General features: G+C 65.4%; 18 protein-coding genes and 1 pseudogene. 4 read left to right on the top strand and 15 right to left on the bottom strand.

The features are described from left to right. Positions 1-33 precede the first annotated feature (33 nt). Positions 34-1536 (top strand): exopolyphosphatase, encoded by a 1503-nt coding sequence (gene ppx, locus ACIPG5_RS05690; RefSeq protein ID WP_176511620.1) that lies wholly within the window; start codon positions 34-36, stop codon positions 1534-1536. Here ppx and ppk1 read toward each other — a convergent pair. Beyond that, on the bottom strand, positions 1523-3754 hold the full coding sequence (ppk1, locus tag ACIPG5_RS05695) for a polyphosphate kinase 1 (RefSeq protein ID WP_176511619.1): 2232 nt from the start codon (positions 3752-3754) through the stop codon (positions 1523-1525). The two genes, ppx and ppk1, sit on opposite strands and share 14 nt — an antisense overlap. Positions 3755-3969: 215 nt before the next feature. On the opposite strand from ppk1, the gene ACIPG5_RS05700 reads away from it, so the two are divergent. Further along, positions 3970-4614 (top strand): DedA family protein, encoded by a 645-nt coding sequence (locus ACIPG5_RS05700; protein WP_176511618.1) that lies wholly within the window; start codon positions 3970-3972, stop codon positions 4612-4614. A gap of 501 nt (positions 4615-5115) precedes the next feature. Here ACIPG5_RS05700 and ACIPG5_RS05705 read toward each other — a convergent pair. After that, a pseudogene (locus tag ACIPG5_RS05705) lies at positions 5116-5742 on the bottom strand (sterol desaturase family protein); the annotation flags it as partial. 112 nt (positions 5743-5854) lie between these two features. Between ACIPG5_RS05705 and elbB the strand changes: the two are divergent. Further along, complete coding sequence (gene elbB, locus ACIPG5_RS05710) at positions 5855-6520, top strand: isoprenoid biosynthesis glyoxalase ElbB (protein WP_176511617.1); 666 nt, start codon at positions 5855-5857, stop codon at positions 6518-6520. On the opposite strand, the gene ACIPG5_RS05715 is transcribed toward elbB, so the two are convergent. The 8 genes from ACIPG5_RS05715 to ACIPG5_RS05750 all read right to left on the bottom strand — a co-directional run bounded on the left by ACIPG5_RS05715 (position 6521) and on the right by ACIPG5_RS05750 (position 15162). Continuing rightward, positions 6521-6973, bottom strand: a complete 453-nt coding sequence (locus ACIPG5_RS05715; RefSeq protein ID WP_176511616.1) for a YaiI/YqxD family protein — start codon at positions 6971-6973, stop codon at positions 6521-6523. A 130-nt stretch (positions 6974-7103) separates the two neighbouring features. Then, entirely contained in the window at positions 7104-9035 is a 1932-nt protein-coding gene (locus ACIPG5_RS05720) for an FTR1 family protein (RefSeq protein WP_401373726.1), read from the bottom strand. Positions 9036-9196: 161 nt separating this feature from the next. Then, on the bottom strand, positions 9197-10615 hold the full coding sequence (locus tag ACIPG5_RS05725) for an efflux transporter outer membrane subunit (RefSeq protein WP_401373728.1): 1419 nt from the start codon (positions 10613-10615) through the stop codon (positions 9197-9199). Continuing rightward, on the bottom strand, positions 10612-11487 hold the full coding sequence (locus tag ACIPG5_RS05730; protein ID WP_236235964.1) for an HlyD family secretion protein: 876 nt from the start codon (positions 11485-11487) through the stop codon (positions 10612-10614). Before ACIPG5_RS05730 ends, ACIPG5_RS05725 begins: the two co-directional genes overlap by 4 nt. After that, on the bottom strand, positions 11484-11696 hold the full coding sequence (locus ACIPG5_RS05735; protein WP_176511611.1) for a DUF1656 domain-containing protein: 213 nt from the start codon (positions 11694-11696) through the stop codon (positions 11484-11486). The genes ACIPG5_RS05730 and ACIPG5_RS05735 overlap by 4 nt, the downstream gene beginning before the upstream one ends. After that, positions 11693-13780 (bottom strand): FUSC family protein, encoded by a 2088-nt coding sequence (locus tag ACIPG5_RS05740; protein WP_401373730.1) that lies wholly within the window; start codon positions 13778-13780, stop codon positions 11693-11695. The genes ACIPG5_RS05735 and ACIPG5_RS05740 overlap by 4 nt, the downstream gene beginning before the upstream one ends. Continuing rightward, positions 13777-14229 carry a MarR family winged helix-turn-helix transcriptional regulator gene (locus ACIPG5_RS05745; RefSeq protein ID WP_176511609.1) on the bottom strand — a complete coding sequence of 151 codons (453 nt, stop codon included), beginning with the start codon at positions 14227-14229 and terminating at the stop codon, positions 13777-13779. Before ACIPG5_RS05745 ends, ACIPG5_RS05740 begins: the two co-directional genes overlap by 4 nt. A 138-nt stretch (positions 14230-14367) precedes the next feature. Beyond that, on the bottom strand, positions 14368-15162 hold the full coding sequence (locus ACIPG5_RS05750) for a tetratricopeptide repeat protein (protein WP_236235963.1): 795 nt from the start codon (positions 15160-15162) through the stop codon (positions 14368-14370). A gap of 205 nt (positions 15163-15367) precedes the next feature. Here ACIPG5_RS05750 and ACIPG5_RS05755 point away from each other — a divergent pair, with 205 nt between their 5' ends. Then, positions 15368-15925 (top strand): WYL domain-containing protein, encoded by a 558-nt coding sequence (locus tag ACIPG5_RS05755; protein WP_401373733.1) that lies wholly within the window; start codon positions 15368-15370, stop codon positions 15923-15925. A 113-nt stretch (positions 15926-16038) separates the two neighbouring features. On the opposite strand, the gene ACIPG5_RS05760 is transcribed toward ACIPG5_RS05755, so the two are convergent. The 5 genes from ACIPG5_RS05760 to ACIPG5_RS05780 all read right to left on the bottom strand — a co-directional run bounded on the left by ACIPG5_RS05760 (position 16039) and on the right by ACIPG5_RS05780 (position 20276). Further along, positions 16039-16902 (bottom strand): ABC transporter permease, encoded by an 864-nt coding sequence (locus ACIPG5_RS05760; RefSeq protein ID WP_401373735.1) that lies wholly within the window; start codon positions 16900-16902, stop codon positions 16039-16041. A gap of 14 nt (positions 16903-16916) precedes the next feature. Beyond that, positions 16917-17780, bottom strand: coding sequence for an ABC transporter ATP-binding protein (locus ACIPG5_RS05765; protein ID WP_176511605.1), 864 nt, complete (start codon positions 17778-17780; stop codon positions 16917-16919). Positions 17781-17786: 6 nt separating this feature from the next. Continuing rightward, positions 17787-18806, bottom strand: coding sequence for an ABC transporter substrate-binding protein (locus ACIPG5_RS05770; protein WP_176511604.1), 1020 nt, complete (start codon positions 18804-18806; stop codon positions 17787-17789). 18 nt (positions 18807-18824) lie between these two features. Next, positions 18825-19724 (bottom strand): TauD/TfdA family dioxygenase, encoded by a 900-nt coding sequence (locus ACIPG5_RS05775; RefSeq protein ID WP_176511603.1) that lies wholly within the window; start codon positions 19722-19724, stop codon positions 18825-18827. A 210-nt stretch (positions 19725-19934) separates the two neighbouring features. After that, positions 19935-20276, bottom strand: coding sequence for a tryptophan synthase subunit beta (locus tag ACIPG5_RS05780; protein WP_176511654.1), 342 nt, complete (start codon positions 20274-20276; stop codon positions 19935-19937). Between the last annotated feature and the right edge of the window lie 26 nt (positions 20277-20302).

The raw sequence follows: 20302 nt of genomic DNA on the forward strand, positions 1-20302 counted from the left end.
ATTGCCGGGTTAACGACCGAGAACACTCAGACCATGCCGCATACAACCGCGAAGAACCTGTCTCTGATCGCCGCCATCGACCTTGGCTCCAACAGTTTTCACATGGTCGTGGCCAAGGCTCACCACACCGAGATCCGCATTCTCGAGCGCCTCGGCGAAAAGGTTCAGCTGGCCGCCGGCATCGACGAATCGCGCATGCTCAGCGAAGAAGCCATGGAACGGGGCCTTGAGTGCCTCAAGCGTTTTGCCCAGCTGATCAACGGCATGCCGGCAGGCGCCGTGCGCATCGTCGGCACCAACGCCCTGCGCGAAGCGCGCAACCGCAACGAATTCATCCAGCGCGCCGAAGCCATCCTCGGCCACCCGGTGGAAGTGATTTCCGGCCGTGAGGAAGCGCGCCTGATCTACCTGGGCGTGTCCCACACCCTGGCCGACACCCCGGGCAAGCGCCTGGTCGCCGACATCGGCGGCGGCAGCACCGAGTTCATCATTGGCCAGCGCTTCGAGCCGCTGCTGCGCGAAAGCCTGCAGATGGGCTGCGTCAGCTTCACCCAGCGCTATTTCCGTGACGGCAAGATCACCCCGGCACGCTACGCCCAGGCCTACACCGCCGCGCGCCTGGAACTGATGAGCATCGAAAACGCCCTGCACCGCCTGACCTGGGACGAAGCCATCGGCTCGTCCGGCACCATCCGCGCCATCGGCGCCGCGATCAAGGCCGGCGGCCTTGGCAATGGCGAGGTCAACGCCGAGGGCCTGGCCTGGGTCAAGCGCAAGATGTTCAAGCTGGGTGAAGTCGACAAGATCGATTTCGACGGGGTCAAACCCGACCGCCGCGCCATTTTCCCGGCCGGCATGGCGATTCTCGAAGCCATCTTCGACGCCCTGGAGCTGCAGCGCATGGACCACTGCGACGGTGCCCTGCGCGAAGGCGTGCTGTTCGACCTGCTCGGCCGCCACCACCATGAAGACGTGCGCGAACGCACCCTCAACTCGCTGATGGAGCGCTACCACGTCGACCAGGGCCAGGCCGCCCGCGTCGAGCGCAAGGCGCTGCATGCCTTTGACCAAGTGGCGAAAGCGTGGGGCCTGGAGGATGGAAACTGGCGCGATCTGCTGGGTTGGGCGGCAAAAATCCACGAAATCGGCCTGGATATCGCCCACTACCACTACCACAAGCACGGCGCCTACCTGATCGAGCACTCCGACCTGTCGGGCTTTTCCCGCGAAGACCAGCAGATGATGGCCCTGCTGGTGCGTGGCCACCGCCGCAACATTCCCAAGGACAAGTTCGCCGAACTGGGCGATGAAGGCGTGAAACTGCTGCGCCTGTGCGTGCTGCTGCGCTTCGCCATCCTGTTCCACCACATCCGTGGCACTCAGCAGATGCCCAAGGTGCAGTTGCAAGCGGGCGACAACAGCCTGGAAGTGGTATTCCCGCAAGGCTGGCTGGAGCAGAACCAACTGACCCAGGCCGACTTCGCCAACGAGGCGGAGTGGCTGGCCCGGGTCAATTTCGTCCTCAGCGTACGTTGAGTACCGGGTTGCTCAGGCGCTCCAGCAGGGTCGCCTGGGCACTGCGCGGGTTCTGGTTGCCGGTCGGGCTGCTGCGCACGTAGCGCCCGTCAGGCTGCAGGGTCCAGGCGTGGGTGTTGTCGGTCAGGTAGCTTTCCAGCTCCTTCTTCACCCGCAGCAAGAGCTTCTTGCCCTCTACCGGGAAGCACGTCTCCACACGCTTGTCGAGGTTGCGCTCCATCCAGTCGGCACTGGACAGGTAGATCTGCTCTTCCCCGCCATTGAGGAAGTAGAACACCCGCGTGTGCTCCAGGAAGCGGCCGATGATCGAGCGCACCTGGATGTTGTGCGAGACCCCCGGAATACCTGGGCGCAGGCAGCACATGCCACGCACCACCAGGTCGATCTTCACGCCCGACTGGCTGGCCTTGTACAGCGCCTTGATGACCTTGGCATCGGTCAGCGAGTTGAACTTGGCGATGATGTGCGCAGGCTTGCCTTCCAGGGCGAACTGGGTCTCCCGGGCGATCATGTCGAGCATGCCCTTCTTCAGGGTGAACGGCGCATGCAGCAGTTTTTTCATGCGCAGCGTCTTGCCCATGCCGATCAGCTGGCTGAACAGTTTGCCGACGTCCTCGGTGAGGGCGTCGTCGGAGGTCAGCAGGCTGTAGTCGGTGTACAGGCGGGCGTTGCCGGCGTGGTAGTTGCCGGTGCCCAGGTGCGCATAGCGCACGATCTCGCCCTGCTCACGGCGCAGGATCAGCATCATCTTGGCGTGGGTCTTGAAGCCGACCACACCGTAGATCACCACGGCGCCCGCCGCTTGCAGGCGGCTGGCCATCTGCAGGTTGGACTCTTCGTCGAAGCGCGCCCGCAGCTCGATCACCGCGGTGACTTCCTTGCCGTTACGCGCCGCATCCACCAGGGCATCGACGATCTCCGAGTTGGCGCCTGAGCGGTACAGGGTCTGGCGCACCGCGAGCACGTGCGGGTCCTTGGCGGCCTGGCGCAGCAGGTCGACCACCGGGGTGAACGACTCGAAGGGGTGCATCAGCAGGATGTCCTGCTTGCCGATCACGCTGAAGATGTTTTCGGCGTTCACCAGCAGCTTGGGGATCGCCGGGGTGAACGGGGTGTACTGCAGCTCCGGGTGGCTGTCCAGGCCGGTGATGCTGAACAGGCGGGTCAGGTTGACCGGGCCATTGACCTGGTACAGCTCGCTCTCGCTCAGGCTGAACTGCTTGAGCAGGTAGTCGGACAGGTGTTTCGGGCAGGTGTCGGCCACTTCCAGGCGCACGGCATCGCCGTAGCGGCGCGAGAACAGCTCGCCGCGCAGGGCGCGGGCAAGGTCGTCGACCTCTTCGGAGTCCAGCGCCAAGTCGGCGTTGCGGGTCAGGCGGAACTGATAGCAGCCCTTGACCTTCATGCCCTGGAACAGGTCATCGGCGTGGGCGTGGATCATCGACGACAGGAACACGTAGTTGTCGCCCGCACCGCCCACCTCTTCCGGCACGCGGATGACCCGCGGCAGCAGGCGTGGCGCCGGGATGATCGCCAGGCCCGAGTCGCGGCCGAAGGCGTCGACGCCTTCGAGCTCGACGATGAAGTTGAGGCTCTTGTTCACCAGCAACGGGAACGGGTGGGTCGGGTCGAGGCCGATCGGGGTGATGATCGGCGCGATCTCGTCGCGGAAGAAGCGCCGCACCCAGGTCTTGAGCTTGGGCGTCCAGTGGCGGCGGCGGATGAAGCGGATCGCGTGCTTTTCCAGCTCCGGCAGCAGCACGTCGTTGAGGATCGCGTACTGGCGCTCCACTTCGATGTGCACCAGCTCGCTGATGCGCGCCAGCGCCTGGTGCGGCTGCAGGCCATCGGCACCGGCCTGTTCACGGGCGAAGTTGATCTGCTTCTTCAGGCCCGCCACGCGGATCTCGAAGAACTCGTCGAGGTTGCTGGAGAAGATCAGCAGGAATTTCAGGCGCTCGAGCAGCGGATAGGACTCATCCAAGGCCTGCTCCAACACGCGAATGTTGAACTGCAGCTGCGACAGTTCGCGATGAATGTACAGGCTGCTGTCGTCAAGGCTCGGAATGTTGATGGCCGGCGTCGGCGCCGGTGCAGGCACGGCGGCCTCGACCACCGGTTCCGGGGGCTCGGGCAGGTCTGGCGGGGTTTGCACCAGCTCTTCGGGGACGGCCTGAGCATCCTTGATCGCGACAGGGGTGAGCACTTCATTATTCATCTGGACGTTCCTGAGGACGTTAACGCCCTATCATCAATTGAGCGGGACGATAAGCGGCCATTATGACGCCTGTGTTACACCTGTAGGCAACCCTGCGACTTGTGGCCGAAGGCATTGTCCGTGTAGGAATTGTTCACGTCGAGACACATTTGGACACTTTCACGAAAGCGCGCGAAGGGGTAGGCTGCGCGTTCATTTCGCCAGCACCTCAGAAAATGCTTCAACAATTCCTGCAGGATTTCGGCTACTTTGCCCTTTTTCTAGGCACCTTCTTCGAAGGCGAGACCATCCTGGTGCTTGCAGGATTCCTCGCGTTCCGCGGGTACATGGACATCAGCCTGGTGGTGATCGTGGCATTCTTCGGCAGCTATGCCGGCGACCAGCTGTGGTACTTCATGGGGCGCCGCCACGGCCGCAAGATCCTTGCGCGCAAGCCGCGCTGGCAGGCGATGGGCGACCGTGCACTCGAGCACATTCGTCGCCACCCCGATATCTGGGTGCTGAGCTTCCGCTTCGTCTACGGCCTGCGCACGGTGATGCCGGTGGCCATCGGCCTGTCCGGCTACCCGCCGCGGCGCTACCTGCTGCTCAACGGTATCGGCGCGGCGATCTGGGCCCTGGCCCTGGGCGCCGCCGCCTATCACTTCGGGGCGATCCTCGAAGGCATGCTGGGCAACGTCAAGAAGTACGAACTATGGGTGCTCGGCGGCCTGCTGCTGCTGGGTGTCCTGCTGTGGCTGCGCCGGCGCTTTCGCACCCTGCGCGCGGAGCGCAAGGCGGCGGCAGACGCCCAGAGCCCAGAAGCTGCAGAGGCTGTACGCAGCGAGCAGGAACCACGCCAGGGGCGTGACCAGCACTAGGCCAGACACGCCGGCCAGGTACAGCGCCGGCGCATTCGCCAGCAGCCGCGCCAGCTCCAGGCGCGCCGCCCACGGCCGGTTTTCCAGGGCCGCACCCAGCACGAACAAGCCAAACGCCATGACCGCCCAGCCCAGCACCAGGGCGGCGCCCGGCACCTTTTCGGCTACATCCATCAAGTAACTGCCCAGGGCGATGTAGGCCACGAACTGCACGGCCACATACACCTGCTGCGCACGCCCCAGGGCGACCTCGAACTTGCGAAACAGCGCCAGGTTCTGTTTGGCCTGTGGATAACGCGCCGCGACATCCGCGGGGCGCCAGCCGGTCGGCATGAACCAGATGCGCAGCTTGTCACGCCAGCTGCGGGTACGCCGGGCGTCGTCCCAGAGCTGAGCGTAGAACTGCAGGTTGGCCCACAGCGGGTTCCAGCTCGCCAGCGGCGTGGTCACGCCAAACACCACCGGCTCGGCCGGGTCTTCTTCCTTGAAGGTGCCGAACAGGCGGTCCCAGAGAATGAACACCCCGCCATAGTTACGATCCAAGTAGACAGGATTCTGCGCATGGTGGACGCGATGGTTGGACGGTGTGATCAGTACCCACTCGAGGCAGCCCAGCTTGGGGATGTGCCGGGTGTGCACCCAGAACTGGTACAGCAGGTTCAACGACGCCACGGTGATGAACACCAGCGGCGGCACACCGATCAGCGCCAGCGGCAGGTAGAAGATCCAGGAGAAGATGAAGCCGCTGCTGGTCTGGCGCAGGGCGGTGGTGAGGTTGTACTCCTCGCTCTGGTGGTGCACCGAATGCGCGGCCCACAGCACGTTGCGTTCGTGCCCCAGGCGGTGCAGCCAGTAGTAGCACAGGTCATACAGCACGAACGCCAGCAGCCACACCCACCAGGCCTGCTGCGGCAAATGCAGCAGCGCCAGGTGCTCCCAGGCCAGCGCATAGGTAAGCAGCCCTACGCCCTTGGTCAGCAACCCGGTGCTGGTGGACAACGCCCCGGTGCTCAGGCTGTTGATCGAGTCGGCCACGGTGAAATTGCGCTGGCCGCGCACGCGGTCGGCAATCAGCTCCACCGCAATCAGCACGAAGAAAAACGGCACGGCCAGCAGAATAAGGTCCATGGAGCTCGCCTCGAAGGTTATCCACAGAGATTAGGATGCGCCCGCGCCAACCCCTATGGCCACATCTGCCAAACTAGAGGACATTTAGCGCCTCGAAACTGGAGTAATGAGCATGACAAAAAAGGTAGCGGTGATTCTGTCCGGCTGTGGCGTGTATGACGGTGCCGAAATCCACGAAAGCGTGATCACCCTGCTGCGCCTCGACCAGCGCGGCGCGCAGGTGCAGTGCTTTGCGCCGAACATCGCGCAGATGCATGTGATCGACCATCTGACCGGCGAAGAAATGCCCGAATCGCGCAACGTGCTGGTGGAATCGGCGCGCATTGCCCGGGGCGAGGTGAAGGACATCCGCGAAGCCAAGGCCGAGGACTTCGATGCGTTGATCGTGCCGGGCGGTTTTGGCGCGGCCAAGAACCTGTCCAGCTTTGCCGTCGATGGCCCCGAGTGCAGCGTGAACCCGGACGTGCTGGCCCTGGCCGAAGCCTTTGCCGAGGCCTGCAAGCCGGTCGGCCTGATCTGCATTTCGCCGGCGCTGGCGGCGAAGATCTATGGCCCGGGCGTGGTCTGCACCATTGGCAACGATGCCGGCACCGCCGGTGCGATGGTGAAGATGGGCGCCACCCATCAAGAGTGCGATGTGCATGACATCGTCGAAGACACCCAGCGCAAGCTCGTGACCACCCCCGCCTACATGGTGGCCAAGTCGATCAGTGAAGCGGCGGGTGGCATCTACAAGCTGGTGGACCGCGTGCTGGAGCTGACCCACGAGGGTGAGTGATCAGCCCTTGGCCAGGCGGGTGAGGATACGGTCCAGCGCATTGGCGAACGCCTGCTTCTCGCGTTCGCCATAGGGTGCCTGCCCGCCGCCGACCTGGCCTTGCTCGCGCAGCTCGGTGAACAGGTTGCGCACCGCCAGGCGCTCGCCCATGTTGCGCTCGTCGAACTCGCGGCCGCGTGGGTCCAGCGCCGCCACGCCCTTCTTGATCAGGCGATCGGCCAGCGGCACGTCGCTGCAGATCACCAGCTCGCCAGGCATGGCGTGCTCCACCAGGTAATCGTCGGCGGCGTCCATGCCGCTGGGTACCACAATCAGCCGCACCACGGCGAAGGCCGGCTTGGCCACGGCCTGGCCGGCCACCATGATCACCTCCAGCTTGCGCTTGAGGGCGAACTTGACGATCAGGTCCTTGGCCGGCTTGGGGCAGGCGTCGGCGTCGATCCATATGCGCATGTCGCTATTCTCTTCTTGATCGGCACTGGCCTATCGCCGGCAAGCCGGCTCCCACAGGAGGCGCGTTGCCCCGAAGGCCTGCGCCGAACCTGTGGGAGCCGGCTTGCCGGCGATAGGCCGCATGGCGGCCTCAGTGTGCCGTAGCCCGGCGCTTCTCGGCCAGGCGACTGCGCCCATACAACACCACAATCGCCAGCAACGCCACCGCCTGGGCGGCCAGCGAGTAGGCATCGGCATGAATCCCCAGCCAGTCGAACTCGAAGAACGCCACCGGCCGCGTGCCCAGCACGCCGGCCTCCTGCAGCGCCTTCACGCCATGCCCGGCGAACACCACCGACAAGGCACACAGCAACGCCGCGTTGATGCTGAAGAACAGCGCCAGCGGCAGCTTCGCCGAACCGCGCAGGATCACCCAAGCCAGGCCCACCAGCAGCACCAGCGCCGTGGCACCACCGGCCAGCACCGCCTGGTGGCCAGCCGGGCCTGCCTGCAGCCACAGGGTTTCGTAGAACAGGATCACTTCGAACAGCTCGCGGTACACCGAGAAGAACGCCAGCACGGCAAAGCCGAAGCGCCCGCCGCCGCTGACCAGGCTGCTCTTGATGTAGTCCTGCCAGGCCGCGGCGTGGCGGCGGTCGTGCATCCACACACCCAGCCACAGCACCATCACCGAGGCGAACAGCGCCGTGCAGCCTTCGAGCAGTTCACGCTGGGCGCCGCCGACGTCGATCACGTAGGCCGCCACCGCCCAGGTGGCGAAACCGGCGACCAGCGCCAGGCCCCAGCCGATGTTGACGCTGCGCACCGCCGACTGCTGCCCGGTATTGCGCAGGAAGGCCAGGATCGCGGCCAGCACCAGAATGGCTTCCAGGCCCTCGCGCAGCAGGATCAGCAAGCCGGAAATGTAGCTCAGCGACCAGCTCAGGCCATCGCTGCCCAACAGCTTGGACGCCTGGTCGAGCTTGACCTTGGCTTCGGCCAGGCGCTGTTCTGCCTGGGCGACCGGCAAGCCGTCCTGCAGCGATTGGCGGTAGGCCATCAGGGACTTTTCGGTGTCCTTGCGGGTTTGCGTGTCGATGTTGTCCAGCGAGCTTTCCACCAGCTCGAAGCCTTCCAGGTAGGCGGCTACCGACAGGTCGTAGGCCTGGTCGTGGTCACCTGCGCGATAGGCGGCCAGGCTCTTGTCCAGGGTGCTGGCGGTGTATTCGAGCAGCTGCGCCGGACCACGCTTGGCCTGCGGCGGCTGCGCGCGCTGGGCACGGAAGGCCTGGACCGACGCGGCGCCTTCGTTGGCGGCGACTTCGGCCGGGGTCTGGCGGGCCAGGTCGGCGAGGTTCCAGGTCTTGTCGCCCTTGGCCGCCTGCGGGTTGGCCGAGAAGCTGGCGATATAGGCTGCCACGTCCCAGCGCTGACGCTCGTCGAGCTGGTCGGCGAATGAGGGCATTTCGGTGCCGTCGATGCCCAGGCCCAGGGTGTTGTACAGGTCGTACAGGCTGAGCTGGTCGAGGCGTTCGGCATTGCGCAGATCGGCCGGTGCCGGCTCCAGGCCCACGCCGGCCGGGCCATCGCCCGCCCCCGTGTCGCCATGGCAGATCGAGCAGTTCTGCGCATACAACGAAGCGCCGCGGGCCGGGTCCGGGGTAATCACCGGCGCCTGGCTGACCTCGTAGGCCACCGCCAGGCGTGCACCCAGCTGGCGTGCCTGCTTGGCGACTGCGGCGCCCTCCTGGCGCTGGTCGATGGCCTGGCGCAGCGCCTGGACGCCCTGCTCCAGGGCGTTTTGCTCGGCATTCGCCGGCAAGCCTTTGACCAGGTCGGCCAATACCGCGCTGAATTCCTGCTGCTCACGGTATTCACCGTCGTCGATCACCTTGCCGCCACGCACGGTCGGCGGGTAGTCGGCACCAATGTAGTCGAGCAAGTGCAGGGCCTTGCCGGCCTCGGCAGGGGATTCGGCCAGCACCACGGTGCTGCACAGCGCCAGCATGGGCCACAGCAACCAGGCAAGCAGACGGGAACGGGAATTCATGGCCAATCTCGAAGGGAATACGAAAGAGAACATTGTTCACTTCCACTCAGCTTCCCTCAAGGTTTACGGACGGATTTCATGAAAAATCTTGAGACAAATGCTTGGCGAGGGCTGCGCCCTCGAATCGCCGGCAAGCCGGCTCCCACAAATGCCAGCGCCTTACCTGTGGGAGCCGGTTTGCCGGCGATTGGGCCTCAATGCTTGGCGGCATCCTTCCAGCCACCGCCCAACGCCAGGAACACCCCAATCTGCCCCATGGCCACCTGGCTATTGGCCGCCGCCAACTGCGCACGCATGTCGGTGTAGGTACGCGTCGCCTGCAGGTCCGCCAGGAACGACTCGCGCCCCGCCTGGTAGTAGCGGTGCGTCTGGTCCGCCGCTTCCTTCGCCGATTTTTCCGCCTCGGCCAGCGCATCACGGCGATCCAGCAAGGCGCTGTACTGCGCCAGGCGGGTCTGGGTTTCGCGAATGGCGTTCAGCACCACACCGTCGAAGTTCGCCAACGCCGCCTGGGTCGAGGCCTCGGCCATGCGAATACGCGCGCGGGTGCCGTTGGTGGGGATGGTCCAGCTGATCTGCGGGCCAAAGCCCCAGCGGTTGGTCGAGGGCTCGCCGAGGTTCTCGAGGATACCGATGGTGCCCACCTGGGCGCCGAAGCTGATGTCGGGGTACAGCGCGCCGGTGGCCACGCCGATGGTCGCGGTGGCGGCCGCCAGCTGGCGTTCGGCCTGGCGCACGTCGGGGCGGCGCTTGAGCAGTGCGGCGCCGTCGCCAACCGGCACCAGCTGGTTCAGGTGTGGCAGCTCGGCGCAATCGGCGGTGCCGGCGGGCAGTTGCTCCACCGGCTTGGCCAGCAGCGCTGCCAGGGTGTACATGCCGGTCTCGCGCTCGGCCTTGAAGCGCGGCAGTTCGGCGCGCAGGGATTTGAACTGGGTCTGCGAGCGGGTGACCTGGGTTTCATCGCCACGGCCGGCATCACGCAGGCGCTGGTTGAGCTGCACGCTCTGTTCCTGCAAATCGAGCGATTCGCGGGCGATGTGGTATTCCTCGTTGGCCGAGCACACCTGGGTGTAGGCCTTGACCACGTCCGCCACCAAGGTGATGCGCGCCGTGTCGGCGGCGGCCTGCACGGCGTCGGCATTGGCCTTGGCCGCTTCGGTACCGCGCTTGAACGTGCCCCACAGGTCGAACTGGTAGGAGGCGCTGATGATTGCCTCGCCGATGTTGGCCACCGGCACCTTCTCGGGCAGCAGGAAGGCTTCGCCCGACTCCTGCAAGCGCTGGGCGCCGGCCTTGATGCCGCCGTTGAAGCCGCCCTGCGACTCGGCCACTTCGACCTGGGCGCGAGCCTTGGCGATGTTGGCCGCCGCCACGCGCAGCTCGGTATTGGCACTGAGCGCCTGGCGCACCAGTTCGTTCAGGCGCTGGTCCTGATACAGCTGCCACCAGTCCTCCGGCACCGGCGCCGACACCACGCTATCGGCATCCTGGCGCAGCGGGCCGTTGAGGTCGCTGCGCTGCACGGCGGCGTCCTTGGGCACTTCATAGTCCGGGCCGACCATCATGCAGGCCCCCAGCGACAGGCAGAAACCCGCCAGGATCAGCTGTTTCATGGGTTCTGCCCCTCGATGATCGACACCGTGGCAGTACGCCCGGCGATCATGCGAAAGTCTTGCGGCACTTCATCGAAGGCGATGCGCACCGGGATCCGCTGGGCCAGGCGCACCCAGCTGAACGCCGGGTTGACGTTGGGCAGCAGGTTGGCGCCGCTGCTGCGGTCGCGGTCTTCGATGCCGGCGGCAAAGCTCTGCACCCGGCCGCGCAGGCGGGTGTTGTCGCCCATCACGCGGATGTCCACGGCATCGCCGATGTGGATGCCGCCCAGCTTGGTCTCTTCGAAGTAGCCATCGACATGGTAGGACGCGCTGTCGACCACCGACAGCACCGGGTGGCCGGCGGTGACGAACTCGTGGTTACGCGGGGCGCGGTCGTTGAGGTAGCCATCCACCGGGCTGCGCACCACCGAACGGTCGAGGTTGAGCTGGGCGGTATCCACCGCCACCTGCGCCTCGCTCACCGCCGAGCGGGCACGCGCCTCGCGGGACTGGCTCTCTTCCAGCTGCTCGGCCGCCACCAGGTTGCCCAGCTTGCGGTTGCGCTGCGCCTCGCGGGAGGCCTGGGCCAGGGTTTCCTGGCGCTCGCCCAGGGTGGCCTTGGCCTGGCGCAGGGCCAGGCTGAAGCGGTCCTGGTCGATGGTGAACAGCACGTCGCCGCGCTTGACGGTCTGGTTGTCGCGCACCTCCACCTTCTGGATCAAGCCAGAGACGTCCGGGGCAATCTGGATCACGTCGGCGCGGATGTGGCCGTCGCGGGTCCAGGGGGCGAACATGTAGTACACCACCATCTGCCACACGAGCACGGCGGCGAAGGTCACTACCAGCAAGGTCAGGACCACACGGCCCAAGGTCAGCAAAGGTTTTTTCATGGCAGCATCAGGCTTCGGCAAAAGTGGTCCACCGCGCCAAGCAGCACGGCATACAAAGCAACGTTGAACAGCGCCCGGTGCCAGACCAGGCGGTAGAAGTGCAGGCGCACCAGCACGGCGTGCACCCCCAGAAACAGCAGGTAGGTGCAGAACATCATCACCAGCAGCGTGGGCAGGAACACCCCGCTGATATCCACTTCACCGATCACAGGGGCGCTCCGTCGAGCCCGGGGGGCAGTTGCGGTTGTTCGGCAGGCTCGAGCATCACCTCCACACCCGGCAACAGCGCCAGGCGCAGGCCGCTCAGGGCATGCAGCAGGTGGGTGCGGGCATCGCCGCGTTCGTACAGTTCATCCAGGTTCAGCGCCTGGCGCGCACGCTCCATGTTGCGCAGCAGTGCGGCCGGCGCATGCAGGCGTTCGCCGGCGCGCAGGCAGGCCGCGTAGTGGCTGCCCACTTCCTCGATCACCGTTTGCAGGCGTTCACGGGCCTGGGTGCCGGCACGCGGCAGGTAGGCCAGCAGGTCGAGCAGGTTCAGGCCAACGCGCACGTCGCGCAGGGCCACGCCGCTGTCCTGGCCGGTCTGCGACAGGCGCGGCAGGTGCTGCATCAGGCGGTCGAGCATCTGCACGCCGACCTGGCGATGCTCGGCCAGGCTGGCCGGCTCGGTCATTTCGACGATGTCGCGCCAGAGGAAGCGGGTCATGCGCTTGGCCGCCAGTTCCACGCCGAACGGGCGCATCACCAGGGTCCAGATGAAGGCGAACAGCAGCCCGACCGGGCCGGCCAGGTTGGAGTTGAGGAAGGTGAAGAAGTCGGCGTCGTAGGCGCCCTGGATGCTGATGAAGGTGGAGGTGTTGACGATGGTCAGCAAGGTGCCCAGGTAGAAGCGCGGCTGCACGGTCAAGGTGCCGATGCAGATGAACGGCACGGCAAAAGCCAGCACCAGCATCGGGAAGTCGTGCAGGTTGGGCAGCACCAGGAACAGGTACAGGCTGGAGAAGATCACCGACATCAACGTCCAGAAGAAGAACCGGTAGATCTGCGGCGCCGGGTCGTCCATGGCGGCGAAGAAGCTGCACGACACGGCGGCGAGAATCACCGCGCTGGCGCCGTCGTTCCAGCCCAGGCCTATCCACAGGCCACAGGCGACGATGATCGCCAGCACTGTGGACAACACCGAATAGAGCATCAGGCCACGGTCGAAGAACGCCGTCAGGCGGCCCAGGCGCCAGTGCCGGTAGACGGCGCGCCAGGGCGTGGCGTCGTCGGTGCGCAGGGCGTGTTGCAGGGTGCAGCAGTCCTGCCAGAGGTCGGCCCATTCGGTCAGGCGGTACAGGGCGTTGGACAGCAGCAGCTCGGCTTTCTGGTCAAGGGCGGCAGCGCCTGGCTGCAGGCGGTCGATCTGTTCGTGCAGCGCCGTCCAGCGCGCTACCGAGGCGCTCTGGGCGGTGCCTTCGAGCCATTGGCGCGCAACCTCGAGCACCGGCTGCAACTGGGCAAAATGCGCCGGGGCACGGCCTTCGAGGGCGACCAGGGCATCATCCAGGGCATCGATCACCGGCAGCAGGTGGATCATCCGGCCGCGCAGTTCGCGGGCGTTTTTCAGGGTGTGCGGGCCGGCGCCTTCATGGCCGAGCTGGCCGATCATCAGTTCCAGGGAGTTGAAGGTGGCGACCATTGCGCCACGCATGCCGCCGACCTTGTCGGCAGCCACGTCACGGGCCAGGTAGGTATCGCTGTAGCGGATCGCCTCCTGGAACCAGTTGCCGGTGGCGCCGACCACCACGGGGGCCAGGCGCCGAGGCCAGAAAATCGCGCCGACCACTGCCGCGCAGACGATGCCCAGGCAAATTTCCTGGGCACGCGAAGAGGCCACGTCGAACACCGCCAAGGGGTTGTCGACGACCGCCAGGGCAATCATCGGCAAGGTGTAGCCGGCCAGCATCAGCACGTAGTTGTTGGCGGTGCGCAGGTTCAGCGACAGGTACAGCAAGGTGCCGGTCCACAGGGCGATGGCCACCGTCAGCAGCAACGGCGACTGCACCAGCGGCGGTACCAGGAAGATCGCCCCGCCAGCACCCAGCAACGTACCCAGGGCGCGATACAGGGCCTTGGAGCTGGTGGGCCCGACGAACGGGCTGGAGACGATGTACACGGTCGCCATGGCCCAGTACGGGCGCGGCAGCTGCATGAGCAGGGCGATGTACAGGGCGATCATCGACGCGGCGAAGGTGCGCACGCCGTAGAACCAGTCGCGGGCAGGCGGCACCGAGCTGAAGAAACCGTTCATGCCACCCCGCCTGCCGTGCCCAGGCCCGCGGCTTCGAAGGCGCGCAGCACGCGCAGGGTGGCCTGCAGGTCGGCGTCATCGATACCTTGCAGCACCTCGTGGCGCACCCGCACCAGCTCCGCTTCGATGGCCTCGGCCAGGCGCCGGCCTTCGGCTGTCAGGCTCAGGGCCTTGGCGCGGCGGTCCAGCGGGTCTTCGCTGCGGCACACCAGGCCGGCCTTGCACAGCTGGTCGAGCAGGCGCACCAGCGACGGGCTTTCCAGGCCGGCGGCCTGGGCCACGGCCACCTGATGCACGCCATCGCCCAGGCGCACGATCATCAGCAACGGCGCCGCGCAGGCCTCGGAAATACCGTAGCTGGTCAGGGCCGCGTGGCAGATCCGCCGCCAATGGCGGGCAGCAACCACCATGCCGGTGCTGACTTGCAGGCGCAGGGAGTCAAGGGTCATGTAGAAGAACCAAGGATATTCATAGTTTGCTAACTATCAATATACGCCTTGCCCTCCCCCTGTCGTCAACCGGGGGCGACGAGGGGAATGGATGAATAGTTGTTCATTCTGGGAGGTTGAAGGTGTTTGTGCTGGCGCTCAAGGCTGTACCTGATCTTCAAGCTTCATCGCCAAGGCCAAGGTGCTGCCCATCTGCACCGCCCGATCCCGCCAATCCAGGTACCGCGCCGCATCGCACCGGCTGAAATGCACCGCCAACTCCTCGGCCGCCTGCATCACCCCGGCCGCCGCCGCCAGCTCCAGCCAGTAAAGCGCCGCCTTGAGATCAGCCTCCACACACAGGCCATGCAACAGACGATAGCCCACCTCGAAGCGGCAACGTGCGTCCCCGCGCTCCGCGCCACGGAAGAACCACTGATAGGCCTGCACCAGGTCGACCTGCCAGCCCAACGCGGCATCGCACACTTCTTCCTCGTACAGATCGCCCAGCGCCGCCGCAGCGTGCAGCATGCCCCGCTCAAAGGCCTGCCGGTAACATTCCGCCGCCTGCACGTAGGACGCCTCGACGCCCTTGCCGAAATAATGCTGCTGCCCCAGGTTGAACCAGGCCGGCGCATTGCCCTGCAACGCCGCCATGCGCAGCAGGTGCCCGGCCAGCACGGTGTCGGCGCGCCAGTACTTGCCATTGAGCCAGACCCAGCCCAGGTCGTTGAGCGCCGCCACATTGCCAGCCAGCGCCTGCTGGCGCAGGTCGGCATACACCGCCTGCAGGTCGGCGGCTTCATCCAGCCGGCTGACCAGCAACGCCCGCTGGCTGGGCAACCCGACGCCTGCGAACAGCCGCTGCCGCCTGCCGGCAGGGGTGGGTGCGCAAATGACCTGCTCCGGCAGAAGACGGGCGAGCAGCGAATGGATATTGCTGACAGCAGACATGTTCATCCTCATTGAACGACCCACAGGCCCGACCGCGGCTGTGATGAGGCGTGATTCTGCGTGACGTCACGTCAAAACCTGTCGCGAACGATTCGGCGGGGGCAACCAATTGCGTATTCGTTGATCTGATCGATTAATGGCTAATTGCCATGACCCGATCATGCCGCCATGCTAATGCGGCAAGCCTAGACAAGGACGTTCCCTTTTGCCGTTCGCCACCACCCGCGCCACCCTCAGCCGTCAATGGGCAATGCTGCGCCAGTTGCCCAGCCGCTCTCCGGGCATTACCAGTGCGGAGCTGGTGTGGCGCCTGCGCGATGTGGGGTTCAATGTCAGCAAACGCACGGTGGAGCGCGACCTCAACGAGCTGTCGCTGATCTTTCCGCTGGAGCGTAATGACAAGAGCATTCCGTTTGGCTGGCATTGGTCAGTGAATGCCGGCGCGGAGCTGCGTGGCAACTTCGACCTGCTGGGCTATCTGCGTGGTGAGGCCTTGCAGCCGGCGCAGGAAGAGGGCATGCAGCTGCAGGCCTGGGTCAGCGACCAGGTGGCGCGGCAGTTGCGGGAGATGCCGTTGAGTGCGGGCATGCAGCTTACAGCGCTTGAGCAGGGGCACCGGCTGCAGGTCACCCTGGAGGATGGCTGGGGGGTGCGCTGGTGGGTGTTGAGCCAGGGGGATGGGGTGAGGGTGGAGCAGCCTGATGAGCTGCGCGATGAGATTGCCCGGACCTTGAACAACGCGGCTGCGCAGTATCAGGCGTAGTGGCCTGTCCTGGCCCTATCGCCGGCAAGCCGGCTCCCACAGAAATTGCAGCGCTTTCGAGGTCTGCGGTGTACCTGTGGGAGCCGGCTTGCCGGCGATAGGGCCGCAGCAGATCAGCGCTGCATCCCCCAGCGCCGCACGGTCAGCCGCTCCAGGGTATTGAACACCAACCCTTCCACCAGCAACCCGATCAGGATCACCACCGCCAACCCGGCAAACACCTTGTCGGTATACAGCTCGTTGCGGTTCTGGAAGATGTACCACCCCAGCCCGCCCTTGCCACTGCTGGCGCCGAACACCAGCTCGGCGGCGATCAAGGTGCGCCAGGCAAAGGCCCAGCCGATCTTCAGCCCCGACAGAATCGACGGCAGCGCCGCCGGCACCAGGATGTGCAGCACCAGGCGCAGCCCTTTGAGGCCATAGTTGCGCCCGGCCATGCGCAAGGTTTCCGAGACGCCGAGAAAGCCGGCATAGGTATTGAGCGCCAGCGCCCACAGCACCGAATGCACCAGCACGAAGATCAGGCTGTTGTCGCCCAGCCCGAACCACAGCAGGGCCAGCGGCAGCAGGGCGATCGCCGGCAGCGGGTTGAACATCGAGGTCAGCGTGCCCAGCAGATCACGGCCCAGCTGGGTCGATACGGCCAGGCTGGTCAGGCCGAAGGCCAGGACGATACCCAGCACGTAGCCCTTGAGCAGAATCACCAGCGACACGCCGACCTTGGCGGGCAGCTCCCCGCTCAAAAGGCCGTCCCACAGGGCTGCCGCGGTGTGCAGGAAGGTTGGCAACAGCAGGTCGTTGCCCTGGTAACGGGCAATGGCCTCCCACAATGCGGCGATCACCACGAGGATCACCGCCTTGCGCAGCCAGCCGTGCTGCCACAGGCGCTGGGCCAGTGGCAGGTTGCGCTCCAGCGGCACACTCAGCAGCGGCTCCAGCTGCACTTCGTATTCCTGCCGAACAGGGGTAGTGGTCATGGCTCGAGCTCCTGTCAGTAAGCGATACGAATGTCGTTGAAGCCCAGGTCCTGGGCCTGTTCGGGGGCATCGGCCTCGTCGAACAGCAGCCGATGGATGCGCCTGGCGCTGGCCTGGAAGTCACTGGCGCCGAGGCTGCCCAGGTCGTACTGGTGGCTGTGCACCTCGGCCCGCACGCGCCCGGGGTGCGGCGACAGCAGCAGGATGCGGTTGCCGACCACCAGCGCTTCTTCGATGGAGTGGGTGACGAACAGCAAGGTGAAGCGCACCTCCTCCCACAGCAGCAACAGCTCCTCCTGCATCTTGCGCCGGGTCAGCGCATCGAGGGCGGCGAACGGTTCGTCCATCAGCAGGACCTTCGGCTGGGTGGCCAGCGCCCGGGCAATCGCCACGCGCGCCTTCATGCCGCCCGACAGCGTGTGCGGGTAGGCATCGGCAAATGCCGCCAGGCCAACCTTGTCCAGGTAGTGCAGCGCCCGCTCCTCGGCCTCGGCGCGCTTGAGCTGGCCAGACACCAGCAACGGGAACATCACGTTCTGCTTCACCGTCTTCCAGGGCGGCAGCTGGTCGAACTCCTGGAACACCACGATGCGATCGGGGCCAGGGCCGCTGACCGGTTGGCCCTGCAGCAGAATCTGCCCTTCCTGGGGGCTGATGAAGCCGGCCACGGCCTTGAGCAAGGTCGACTTGCCGCAACCGGACGGGCCGAGCAGCACGAAGCGGTCGGCGCGGTCGACTTCGAAGCTGACCTGGTGGGTGGCCCGCACCACGCGCTGGGCGGTGCGGTATTCGAGGCTCAGGTTGTCCACCTTGAGCAACGCGGGTGTAGCGACACGGCTCAGGTTGCTGGCCGTGTGGCCTGGCAATGGGGCGGTCATCGGCGCTCAGCTCCCCTGCAGCGGGCGTTCGTCCTGGAAGAAGTAGTCCTTCCACGACTCCGGCTTGTGCTTGATGGCGCCGACCCGGTACAGGAAGTCGGCCAGTTTGTAGGTGTTCTTCGGCGTGACGGTGAATTCGTACTGCGGGTTGTCGATCAACTTGATCAGCGCCTCGCGGTCGATCTTGGCCTTGGTCACGCGGATGTAGGTGTCGGCGGCGGCGGCTTTGTCCTTCTGGGCGAAGTCGGCGGCCTCGGCCAGGGCATCGACGAAGGCCTTGTAGGTCTTGGGGTTGTCGTTGCGGAATTTCTCGGTGGCAAACAGCAGCGTCGGCGAGTTGGGGCCGAGCAGGTCATAGCTGTTGAGCACCACGTGCACATTCTTGTTGGCCAGCGCCTGGTCCTGGAACGGCGGGTTGGAGAAGTGCCCGTTGAGCTCGGTGCCGCCGGCCAGCAAGGCGGCGGTGGCATCCGGGTGCGGGACGGCCAGGGTGTACTTGTCGAGGCGGTTGTATTCCTTGTCGCCCCACTGCTGGGCGGCGGCGTACTGCAGGAAGCGCGACTGCACCGAGACGCCCACTGCAGGCACGGCGATGCGGTCCTTGTCGGAGATGTCGGCGATGGTCTTCACGTTCGGGTTGCTGCTGACCAGGTAGTACGGGAAGTTGCCCAGCGAAGCCACGGCCTTGACGTTCTGCCGGCCCTTGGTGCGGTCCCACACGGTCAGCAGCGGGCCGACGCCAGCACCGGCGATGTCGACCGAGCCGGACAACAGCGCATCGTTGATCGCCGCGCCGCCGGAAAGCTGGGCCCAGTCGACTTCGATGTCCAGGCCCTGCTCCTTGCCATGTTTTTCGATCAGGTGCTGGTCACGCACCACGTTGAGCAGCAGGTAGACGATGCCGAACTGCTCGGCGATGCGGATCTTGCCTTCGGCATGGGCCAGGGTCGGCGCGGCAAGGCTGCCTAGAACGAGGCTGGCGCCCAGGCCGATGCTTGCCGCCAGGCGGCTGATGGAGTTGCGCATATGGATTTTCCTCAGTCGTCAGAACGGGGCATCGCCCTGGATGGTGGTGCGGAACAACTTGCGCCGCAGGTGCGCGGGGCAACCGGTGGCCAGGTGGATGAGCGAGCGGTTGTCCCAGAACACCAGGTCGTGGGGCTGCCATTGGTGGCGGTAGATGTTCTGCTCGAGCACGCTCAGGGCATACAGCTGCTGCAGCACGTCGCGGCTCTCATCGGCGGGCAGGCCGACGATGCGGGTGGTGAAGCCTTCGCTGACGAACAGCGCCTTGCGGCCGTTTTCCGGGTGGGTACGCACCACCGGGTGGATCACTTCCTGCACCTGGGCCAGCTGTTCGGCGGTCAGGGTCGGGCGCCAGTTGCCCTCGAACTTGGTCTCGGCATAGCGGGCGGTGTAGGAATGCGCGGCAGCGCGGCCTTCGACCACCTTGCGCAGCGCCGGCGGCACCGCGTCCCAGGCTTTGTGCATGTCGGCGAACAGGGTGTCGCCGCCTTCGCTGGGCAGCTCCTGGGCGTGGAGCATGGAGCCCAGGCTTGGCAGCTCCTTGTAGGAGAGGTCCGAGTGCCAGAACTTGCCGGCATCGCCCAGGCCGATGTTCTGGCCGTTCTCGATGATGTTGGAAACGATCAGGATCTCGGGGTGGCCCGCCAGCAGGAACTGCTTGAGCACGTGGATCTGCAGCTCGCCGAAGCGGCGGCTGAAGGCGATTTGCTGTTGCGGGCTGATGCGCTGGTCACGAAACACCAGCACGTGGTGGTCGAGATGGGCGCGGTGGATACGGCTGAAATCTTCGCCATTGACCGGTTTGGCCAGGTCCAGGCCGATGATTTCGGCGCCCACGGCACCGGAGAACGGGCGGATTTCGAAGCTTTGCGGCTGGGCGCTGTCGATGGACGACAAGGCGTTCGAGGCGGCGGACATTGTTCACTCCCACGCAGTGCGCGACTTCATGGCGCGCAACGATCAGAAACGCACGGGGTTTACCCGTGTGGGTTCGAGTCGTGCGGCGCATCGATTGGTCGACGGGTACGCAGTGGGGGTGACTATAAAGTCATAAGAAAAATAATTTAAATACCGTTAATGAATAACGATATGAAGGGGGCAGTGCGCGCTTCTGGTGCTGAAGGGGGGTCAGATCAACCCGCCCTCCTCTTCTTCCTCGATCAGGTTGTTCAGGCTGCCGAGCGCCTTGCGCGCCGTTGAGCGGTTGAGCAGCTTGGCCTGGGCACCGGGCGGCAGGTCGGTGATGCTGAACACGCCTTTGGCGGTCAGCACTTCGATCAAGTCCTCGAGCACCCGGATCATGTCCAGGTCGCTCTGCTTGAGCTGCTTGAGGCTGTTCTCCACCACGTCGTCGGCAAACCATTCCTGGATTTCGGCGTGGTCGGCCGGGAGGATTTCCGTGTATTCGGCATAGGGTGCGGCTTCTACCCGCAGCAACTGGCCATCGGCGTCGCGTTGCACGTAGAACATGGCGTCGTCCCTCGTCACGATGATTC

Source organism: Pseudomonas sp. NPDC087029, assembly GCF_044745345.1.
GTDB classification, from domain to species: Bacteria; Pseudomonadota; Gammaproteobacteria; order Pseudomonadales; family Pseudomonadaceae; genus Aquipseudomonas; species Aquipseudomonas faucium.

Coding starts and splice junctions, on each gene's coding strand:
- ppx (WP_176511620.1), top strand. CDS start 34: ATGCCGCATACAACCGCGAAGAACCTGTCTCTGATCGCCGCCATCGAC.
- ppk1 (WP_176511619.1), bottom strand. CDS start 3,754: ATGAATAATGAAGTGCTCACCCCTGTCGCGATCAAGGATGCTCAGGCC.
- ACIPG5_RS05700 (WP_176511618.1), top strand. CDS start 3,970: ATGCTTCAACAATTCCTGCAGGATTTCGGCTACTTTGCCCTTTTTCTA.
- elbB (WP_176511617.1), top strand. CDS start 5,855: ATGACAAAAAAGGTAGCGGTGATTCTGTCCGGCTGTGGCGTGTATGAC.
- ACIPG5_RS05715 (WP_176511616.1), bottom strand. CDS start 6,973: ATGCGCATATGGATCGACGCCGACGCCTGCCCCAAGCCGGCCAAGGAC.
- ACIPG5_RS05720 (WP_401373726.1), bottom strand. CDS start 9,035: ATGTTCTCTTTCGTATTCCCTTCGAGATTGGCCATGAATTCCCGTTCC.
- ACIPG5_RS05725 (WP_401373728.1), bottom strand. CDS start 10,615: ATGAAACAGCTGATCCTGGCGGGTTTCTGCCTGTCGCTGGGGGCCTGC.
- ACIPG5_RS05730 (WP_236235964.1), bottom strand. CDS start 11,487: ATGAAAAAACCTTTGCTGACCTTGGGCCGTGTGGTCCTGACCTTGCTG.
- ACIPG5_RS05740 (WP_401373730.1), bottom strand. CDS start 13,780: ATGAACGGTTTCTTCAGCTCGGTGCCGCCTGCCCGCGACTGGTTCTAC.
- ACIPG5_RS05745 (WP_176511609.1), bottom strand. CDS start 14,229: ATGACCCTTGACTCCCTGCGCCTGCAAGTCAGCACCGGCATGGTGGTT.
- ACIPG5_RS05750 (WP_236235963.1), bottom strand. CDS start 15,162: ATGTCTGCTGTCAGCAATATCCATTCGCTGCTCGCCCGTCTTCTGCCG.
- ACIPG5_RS05760 (WP_401373735.1), bottom strand. CDS start 16,902: ATGACCACTACCCCTGTTCGGCAGGAATACGAAGTGCAGCTGGAGCCG.
- ACIPG5_RS05765 (WP_176511605.1), bottom strand. CDS start 17,780: ATGACCGCCCCATTGCCAGGCCACACGGCCAGCAACCTGAGCCGTGTC.
- ACIPG5_RS05770 (WP_176511604.1), bottom strand. CDS start 18,806: ATGCGCAACTCCATCAGCCGCCTGGCGGCAAGCATCGGCCTGGGCGCC.
- ACIPG5_RS05775 (WP_176511603.1), bottom strand. CDS start 19,724: ATGTCCGCCGCCTCGAACGCCTTGTCGTCCATCGACAGCGCCCAGCCG.
- ACIPG5_RS05780 (WP_176511654.1), bottom strand. CDS start 20,276: ATGTTCTACGTGCAACGCGACGCCGATGGCCAGTTGCTGCGGGTAGAA.